This window comes from Actinophytocola sp., assembly GCF_050699935.1.
Taxonomy (GTDB): Bacteria; Actinomycetota; Actinomycetes; order Mycobacteriales; family Pseudonocardiaceae; genus Actinophytocola.
The window spans coordinates 1-7,211 of record NZ_JBOHGB010000229.1 but is presented as its reverse complement, the minus strand read 5'-3'; the positions used below and the strand labels follow the sequence as shown (position 1 = coordinate 7,211).

9 protein-coding genes are annotated in these 7,211 nt (G+C 71.9%); 6 read left to right on the top strand and 3 right to left on the bottom strand.

What is annotated here, in order from left to right; genetic code table 11:
• Positions 1–177: 177 nt before the first annotated feature.
• Positions 178–1,131 carry a 4-hydroxy-3-methylbut-2-enyl diphosphate reductase gene (locus ACRDTB_RS36455; protein WP_431436810.1) on the bottom strand — a complete coding sequence of 318 codons (954 nt, stop codon included), beginning with the start codon at positions 1,129–1,131 and terminating at the stop codon, positions 178–180.
• 66 nt (positions 1,132–1,197) lie between these two features.
• Between ACRDTB_RS36455 and ACRDTB_RS36450 the strand changes: the two genes are divergently transcribed.
• Genes ACRDTB_RS36450 through ACRDTB_RS36435 form a run of 4 tightly spaced genes read left to right on the top strand, consistent with a single transcriptional unit; the run spans position 1,198 to position 3,675 of the window.
• Complete coding sequence (locus ACRDTB_RS36450; protein ID WP_431436809.1) at positions 1,198–1,794, top strand: lipid droplet-associated protein; 597 nt, start codon at positions 1,198–1,200, stop codon at positions 1,792–1,794.
• On the top strand, positions 1,791–3,029 hold the full coding sequence (xseA, locus tag ACRDTB_RS36445; protein WP_431436808.1) for an exodeoxyribonuclease VII large subunit: 1,239 nt from the start codon (positions 1,791–1,793) through the stop codon (positions 3,027–3,029). The genes ACRDTB_RS36450 and xseA overlap by 4 nt, the downstream gene beginning before the upstream one ends.
• Positions 3,030–3,031: 2 nt before the next feature.
• A complete protein-coding gene (locus ACRDTB_RS36440) occupies positions 3,032–3,469 on the top strand; it encodes a sugar ABC transporter substrate-binding protein (protein ID WP_431436807.1) in 438 nt (145 codons plus the stop codon).
• Positions 3,466–3,675 (top strand): exodeoxyribonuclease VII small subunit, encoded by a 210-nt coding sequence (locus ACRDTB_RS36435; RefSeq protein WP_431436806.1) that lies wholly within the window; start codon positions 3,466–3,468, stop codon positions 3,673–3,675. Before ACRDTB_RS36440 ends, ACRDTB_RS36435 begins: the two co-directional genes overlap by 4 nt.
• A 454-nt stretch (positions 3,676–4,129) precedes the next feature.
• On the opposite strand, the gene ACRDTB_RS36430 is transcribed toward ACRDTB_RS36435, so the two are convergent.
• Entirely contained in the window at positions 4,130–4,915 is a 786-nt protein-coding gene (locus ACRDTB_RS36430) for an enoyl-CoA hydratase-related protein (RefSeq protein WP_431436805.1), read from the bottom strand.
• 20 nt (positions 4,916–4,935) lie between these two features.
• Positions 4,936–5,736: a PaaX family transcriptional regulator gene (locus ACRDTB_RS36425; RefSeq protein WP_431436804.1), complete on the bottom strand. Its 801-nt coding sequence runs from the start codon at positions 5,734–5,736 to the stop codon at positions 4,936–4,938.
• 185 nt (positions 5,737–5,921) lie between these two features.
• On the opposite strand from ACRDTB_RS36425, the gene ACRDTB_RS36420 reads away from it, so the two are divergent.
• Positions 5,922–6,089, top strand: coding sequence for a DUF3117 domain-containing protein (locus ACRDTB_RS36420; RefSeq protein WP_075127418.1), 168 nt, complete (start codon positions 5,922–5,924; stop codon positions 6,087–6,089).
• Positions 6,090–6,152: 63 nt separating this feature from the next.
• A partial coding sequence (locus ACRDTB_RS36415; protein WP_431436803.1) for a leucyl aminopeptidase family protein occupies positions 6,153–7,211 on the top strand: 1,059 nt, incomplete at its 3' end.

Below are 7,211 nucleotides of genomic sequence, written 5' to 3'. Positions count from 1 at the left end.
CCCCTCACCCCGCCGCCGCGACCCAAGCGCCGACTCCCGCCCCCGCCGCGACGACCGCTCGCGCCGGGACCCGGGTGACCGCGGCGCCCCGGTGCGTCAGCCCCGCCGGCGCCCGCAAGACCCATCCCGCTGACCGACGACGGTCGGGCCGCGGCGCCGCTATGAAGTGGTCTCGGGCTAGCGGACGCTGTCCTTGAGCGCCTTGCGCAGCTCGCGGGGCAGGGCGAACGCGACCTTCTCGTTGGCCGTGGTCACCTCCTGCACCTCGGCCCAGCCGCGGTCGGCGAGCCAGGCCAGCAGGTCCATCACCAGAACGTCCGGCACCGACGCCCCACTCGTGACGCCGATCGTCGACACCCCCTCGAGCCACGCCGGGTCGACCTCGCGCGCGTAGTCGACCAGGTACGCGGCCGACGCGCCCGCCTGCAGGGCCACCTCGACCAGCCGCTTCGAGTTCGACGAGTTCCGTGAGCCGACGACGAGCACGAGATCGCACTCCGCGGCCATGGCCTTCACCGCGACCTGCCGGTTCTGCGTCGCGTAGCAGATGTCGTCCGACGGCGGGTCCTGCAGCTCCGGGAACCGGTCCCGCAGCTGGTTCACCCGCTCCATCGTCTCGTCCACCGACAGCGTGGTCTGTGACAGCCAGACGACCTTCGACGGGTCGCGGACCGTCACGGAATCCACGTCCTCCGGCCGGTCCACCAACTGGATGTGCGTCGGCGCCTCACCCGAGGTCCCATCGACCTCCTCGTGCCCCTCGTGGCCGATCAGCAGGATGTCGTAGTCGTCACGCGCGAACCGCTTCGCCTCCTGGTGCACCTTCGTGACCAGCGGGCACGTGGCGTCGATCGTCCGCAGGCTCCGTGCCGCCGCCTGCTCGTGCACCGCCGGCGCGACACCGTGCGCGGAGAACACCACGAGCGCGCCCTCGGGCACCTCGTCGGCCTCGTCGACGAAGATCGCGCCCCGCTCGGTGAGCGTGTCGACCACGTGCCGGTTGTGCACGATCTCTTTACGCACATACACGGGCGGGCCGTACGTCTCGAGTGCCTTCTCGACCGTCACGACCGCTCGGTCGACGCCGGCGCAGTAGCCGCGCGGTTTGGCCAGCAGTACTCGCTTGGTCATGACACCCAGCGTACGTACCGGGCACCTCGGTAGGCAGATCGCCCGGTCTGCGGCAGGCTAGGCGGCATGAAGTCTCTTCCGCTTCCGGTGCGTGTCGCAGCCGGGCTCGCCGTGACCGCCGTGGAGCAGGCGCGCACCCTCCCCACCAAGCTCGCCGGCCTGCCCGTCACCGTGGCGAGCCAGGCGTTACAGGTCTCGATGCGCGTGCAGCAACAGGTGACCGAGCTGGCCATCCGCGGCGACGAGGTGCTCGCCGGCCTGAGCCCGGTCGAGGAGACCCCGGAGTGGGCGACCTTCGACGAGGACCTTGAGGACGACGGCGACCGCTACGATTTCAGCCGGTCGTCCGCGTTCGACCGGGTCGACGAGCCGGCGCCGGCCGAGGAGCCGGACGTGAGCGGGCCCAACGGTTTCCAGTCGCCCGACCCGTGGGTAGCCGAGGAGCGCGCACTCGCGGAGGAGACCGAGGCACATCGCGAGCAGTCCTTCGCCGAGGCGGTGAGCTACGACGACCTGTCGCTGCCGCAGCTGCGTGCCCGGCTGCGCCGCTTCTCCGTGGCCGAGCTCACGGAGCTGCTGGAGCACGAGCGCGCGAACGCCAACCGGCCGTCGTTCGTCGGCATGCTGACCCGCCGCATCGCGACGGTGCGCGACCAGCAGTGAGTGAGCCGAGCACCACGCCGGAGCGGCCGTGGCCGGTGCGGACCGTGGCGCGCAAGATCGCGGAGTGGATCAACCGGCTCGGCGACATCTGGGTCGAGGGCCAGGTGACGCAGATTTCGAACCGGCCCGGCACCGGCACCGCGTTCCTGACGCTGCGCGACCCGGCCGCCGACGTCTCGATGACGGTCACCTGCACGACCGCGCTGCTGCGCGAGCAGCCGCTGTCCGACGGCACCCGGGTGATCGTGCACGCGCGGCCGGCGTTCTTCATCGGCCGCGGCACGCTGAGCCTGCGCGCCGACGAGATCCGCGCGGTCGGCATCGGCGAGCTGCTCGCCCGCATCGAGCGGCTGCGCAAGCTCCTTGCCGCGGAAGGGATCTTCGACCCGAGACGCAAGCGCCGGCCGCCGTTCCTGCCGCACACCGTCGGGCTGATCACCGGCCGGGCGTCGGCCGCGGAGAAGGACGTGCTGACCAACGCCCGCGCGCGGTGGCCGGCCGTCCGCTTCCGGGTGGAGAACGTCGCCGTGCAGGGCGCGCTGGCGGTGCCGCAGGTCGTCGACGCACTGTCCGCTTTGGACAGGGACCGGAACGTGCAGGTGATCGTGATCGCGCGCGGCGGCGGCAGCGTCGAGGACCTGCTGCCGTTCTCCGACGAGACGCTGTGCCGCGCGGTCGCCGACTGTCGCACGCCGGTGCTGTCCGCGATCGGGCACGAGCAGGACACTCCGCTGCTCGACCACGTGGCCGACGTCCGGTGCTCGACGCCGACCGACGCGGGCAGGCGGGTGGTGCCGGACATCGCGGAGGAGGCCGTGCGGGTGAACCAGCTGCGCGACCGTGCCCGCCGCGCGCTGCACGGCTGGGTGGATCGCGAGCGCCGGCTGCTCGACGCACTGCGCAGCCGGCCGGTGCTGGCGGATCCGCTGACGCCGCTGGAGCAGCGAAGTGCGCAGGTCACCGCCCTTGTCGAGCGGGCCCGCCGGGCGGTCGTCAGCCGGGTGGCGGCGGAGCGGTCGGCGCTGAACCATACTCGTGCCCGCTTGACGACGTTGGGGCCAGCCGCCACGCTTGCGCGCGGGTATGCGGTCGTGCAGCGGGTCGACCCGGGAGGGAGCCCGCGTGTGCTCCGCTCGACCGAGGAGGCGCCGGAAGGGACGCTGCTCCGGGTGCGCGTCTCGGATGGCGCGGTGCACGCGACCGTGGTCCGGGGCGACGAGCGCGAGTGGAGGTAGCGGTGCCGAGACTGGAGCGTGAACCGAGCTTCCTGCCACTGACCATCAAGGCGACCTACGCGGTCGCCAGGGCCGCGGCCGACACCCCGGCGTTGCGTACGACCGCGGAGCAGGTGCGCGACCGGGCGTGCCGCGCCGACGCGGCGGCGGCGGAGTGCTGGGCGGCGCTGTGCGCGGGCTGCGACGCGCCCGGCCGGCGTGACCTGCCGAACCGCCTACGAGAACTGACCGAGGCGACGTCGGCGTACGCCGGCACCCGCTGGTGGTTCGGCCGTGGTTCGCAGCATCGTGAGCGGGTGAGTGGCGAGCTCACGCGCATCGAGGAGGCGGTGGCCGAGCGCGACGGCGCGGACTTCGCCGAGGCGTTCGTAGGCTATGACCAGGCGGTGGCGGCCGTCCTGGTGAACTCGCACAGCCGATTGGAGACCCCGGCCCAGTGACGGAAGAGCTGGACTACGAGCAGGCCCGCGACCAGCTGGCGGAGGTGGTCGCGAAGCTGGAGACCGGCGGTCTGTCCCTTGAGGACTCCCTGGCGCTGTGGGAACGGGGCGAGGCGCTGGCGAAGATCTGCGACCAGCACCTCGCCGGCGCCCGGGAACGCATCGAGAAGGCATTGGCGTCGGTGGAATCGCCGGAAGCCGAGTAAACCCGGGGTCGGCTCGCCTCGTTTGGATCTCGTGCGGCCGCTGATTCAGCGCTCGAGATTGTCTCGTTTCGCGTACGGGCGTGACTTTCTCGCACGGGCTCCGCGGCGGCGCCGCGCGCTTTGGTCCGGCGCGCTGCCTGCCGATGCTTGTCCACCGCGGTGCCACCAGAATCCGCCACTTTGGTAGGGCGGGGACATCGTGGCCTCCGGCCCCCAAAATCCAGCGTACCGACCACCACCGACAATTCCCCACGCGACAGCGCCCACCGGTGCACAACAAAACCTCCGCGAACAAAAGCTCCCGCGCGCACACGCGCGCGTGCAGAACTCAAGTTCCGAAAGCCCCACCCTTTCCCGGGGGCCACCCTCACGAGCCAGTCTACCGGTGCCTACCGACAAGAACGTGGGGATCGGGGCGGCTGTGGATGGGTTGCGGAGTTGTGGACAACCGCGCTCAGTGGCCCAGAAAGGACGGGGTTCGCTTTTCCACGAACGCGTCCACCGCCTCGCGATGGTCGGCTGTGGCGCCCAGGACTGTTTGGCCCGCACCCTCACACGCCAGGGCCGCCTCCAGGTCCGCGCCGGCGCCCGTCAGGAGGGCTTCCTTGATCTTTCCGTATCCCGTTGTGGGGCCGGCGGCCATCCGGGTGGCCAGGTCCACCGCTGTCGGGAGCACGTCGGCGTCCGGCACGACCTGGGTCACCATGCCGAGCTCGAGCGCTCGCTCGGCCGTGACCGGCTTTGCCAGCAGCATCATCTCCATCGCGCGGCCGTAGCCGATCAGCCGCGGCAGGGTCCACGACGCGCCGGAGTCCGCGGTCAGGCCGATCGTCGCGAACGCCATCAGGAACTTCGTCGACTCGCCGGCCACGCGCAGGTCACAGGCGTACGCGAACGACGCGCCGGCGCCCGCGGCCATCCCGTTCACCGCGGCGATCACCGGCTTCGGCATGCCCGTCAGCGCGCGGACGATCGGGTTGTAGTGCTCGGCCACCGTCCGGAACGGGGCCGGGTCGTTCGAGCGCAGCGCCGCCACGTGCTCCTTGAGGTCCTGCCCCGCGCAGAACGCCTTGCCGGCCCCGGTCAGCACTACGGCCCGGACATCCGGCGCCGCGGCGGCGTCGGTCAGCGCGGCCAGTAGCGACTCCTTGAGCTCGACGGTCAGCGAGTTGAACGCCTCCGGCCGGTGCAGTGTCAGCGTGCGGACCCCGTCGCGGTCGTCGACCAGCAGTGCTGCCAAGACGTTCTACCTCCAGTTGATCAGGCGCTGGACCTCGCGCGCGTACCTCGGTTCAGACAGTCGGACAGAAAGGTCTCGGCGGCCGGCGCGAGCCGTGCGGTCTCCCGGTCGAAGAAGCGCGCCGCCTCGGTGCCCGGCCAGTCGTCGGGCAGCAGGGACGCCGGCAGGCCGGGGTCGCGGAACAGGAACTTGCGCCACGCGTGCAGCAATCGCTGCGACGCGGCGAACGCCTCGGACGGCACCGTACCGTCCACTGCGGACACTCTCGGTAGCCACTCGGTCACGAAACCGGCGTAGTCGGCGCCGAGCGCGTCCAGGTCCCAGGCCCGCGCGGCGAGCTCGGCGTCGTCGCCGTCGTGCTCGCCGTGGAACGACCGACCGGCCAGGCCCTCCGCCTCCAAGATCTCCGACAGCTCCGCCGACGGCCGTGGCGCGACCCACGTCGTCGGCCCGAGCGGGCCGTAGCCGAGCAGCCGCAGCGACGAGTCGAGCCGCTCCCGGGCGCTGCGGCTCGGCAGCTCCTCCAGCACGAGCACCTGCCACCGACCATCCCAAGTGGAGGGATTCGTGCGGTAGATCCGCATGGCGGCGTCGTCGAGGCGGCGCTCGGCACGCCTGGTCAGCGCGTATCCCGGTCCGTCGGCCAGCCGCAGAGGGCGCAGCCAGTCCTGACGCACCATTCTGGACACCGCGGTGCGGATCGCGGGCGGCTCGAAGCCCAGCGGTTCGAGCAGACGCACCAACGCGGCAATGGCGGCCGAGCCACCTCGCGCTCGGAGGTAGCTGCCGTAAACGTCGAACAGCGCGGACCTGGCTCGCACGATTTTCGAGTCTCCCAGCCGAGAGCGGGCCCGCGCCAGTGGGTTCCAGACGCATAAGGGCCGGTCATCGACACGCAGTTTGATCGGTTCGATTTCACCGCCGAGATGCCATAGGGGAGAATGTCACCGACTTCGGCCCGGTCGGGCCGGCCGGAGTGGGCAGGCTATGACGGAGGGAGCACGCTATGGCGGCCATGAAGCCCCGGACCGGTGACGGTCCCCTCGAGGTGACCAAGGAGGGTAGGGGCATCGTGATGCGCGTCCCACTCGAGGGGGGTGGGCGCCTCGTCGTCGAGATGTCGGCGGAGGAGGCCAGTGCCCTCGGTGACGCGCTGAAAGCCGCGGCAGGCTGACCATCCCCTTGTCCAGAGTGGAGGGGATGGCGTAGCGCTTCGTCGAGTCTGGAGGACCTTGCCATGTCGGTACCTGCTCTACCGACCGCGCTTCCCGAGGTCGAGGTGAGCTCCGCCGTGCGCCGGGCCGCCCCACTCGCCGTGCTGTGCCGTGCCGGGGAGCCGTCGCCGACGCCGATCACCCGGTCCGCGGAGCTCAGCAGCGAGTGGATGACGTCGGTCGCGCTCACCGGCAAGGTCGGCGAGGTTCAGCCGGGACCGCCGGACGCCGCCGTGCGGTGGGTCGCCGGGGTCGGGGATGGGGAGCCCGACCAGTGGCGCGCCGCGGGTGCGGCCCTGATCAGAGCACACAACGCGCGGATCGCCGACGGAGGGCCGTCGGCCGATCGCCACCTACAGCTCGAGCTGCCAGCGGACGCCGACGCGCGGCAGGTCACCGAGCTCGTATGGGGCCTGCGGCTCGGCGGCTACGCCTACGTCGTCAGCGGCGAGCCCGACAAGCCCAGAGTGCGCACCGTCCGTCTGGTCGCGCCCGACGACACCGCCGTGATCGACGACACGGCCCGGCGCGCGGCGGTGTTGTCAGCGGCGACCGCACTCGCTCGCGACCTCGCCAACACACCGTCGAACATCAAGGACCCGGCCTGGCTCGCGCGGATGGCCACCCGGACGGCCGGCCGCGCGCCCGGCGTCGACGCCACCGTGCGGGACCAGCACTGGCTTGCCCGGCAGGGCTTCGGCGGCGTGCTCGCGGTCGGCGGCGGCTCGAGCCGGCCACCCCGGTTCGTCCAGCTCAGCTGGGGCCGGCGCGGCGCACCGCACGTCGTGCTCGTCGGCAAGGGCGTCACCTTCGACACCGGCGGCATCTCGGTCAAGCCGGCCGATGGCATGCACCTGATGCGCACCGACATGTCCGGCGGTGCCGCCGTGATTGCCGCGGTCCAGGCCATCGCCCGGCTCGAGCCCGACGTGCGTGTGACCGGCCTTGTGCCGTGCGCGGAGAACCACCTGTCCGGGACGGCCTACCGCCCCGGCGACGTCGTTCGGCACTACGGCGGCCGAACCACCGAGGTGACCAACACCGACGCCGAGGGCCGCATGATCATGGCGGACGCGCTCGCC

Bases quoted from the DNA above. Each gene is read 5' to 3' on its own strand.
- ACRDTB_RS36455 (WP_431436810.1), bottom strand. From the start codon at position 1,131: ATGACCAAGCGAGTACTGCTGGCCAAACCGCGCGGCTACTGCGCCGGC.
- ACRDTB_RS36450 (WP_431436809.1), top strand. From the start codon at position 1,198: ATGAAGTCTCTTCCGCTTCCGGTGCGTGTCGCAGCCGGGCTCGCCGTG.
- ACRDTB_RS36420 (WP_075127418.1), top strand. From the start codon at position 5,922: ATGGCGGCCATGAAGCCCCGGACCGGTGACGGTCCCCTCGAGGTGACC.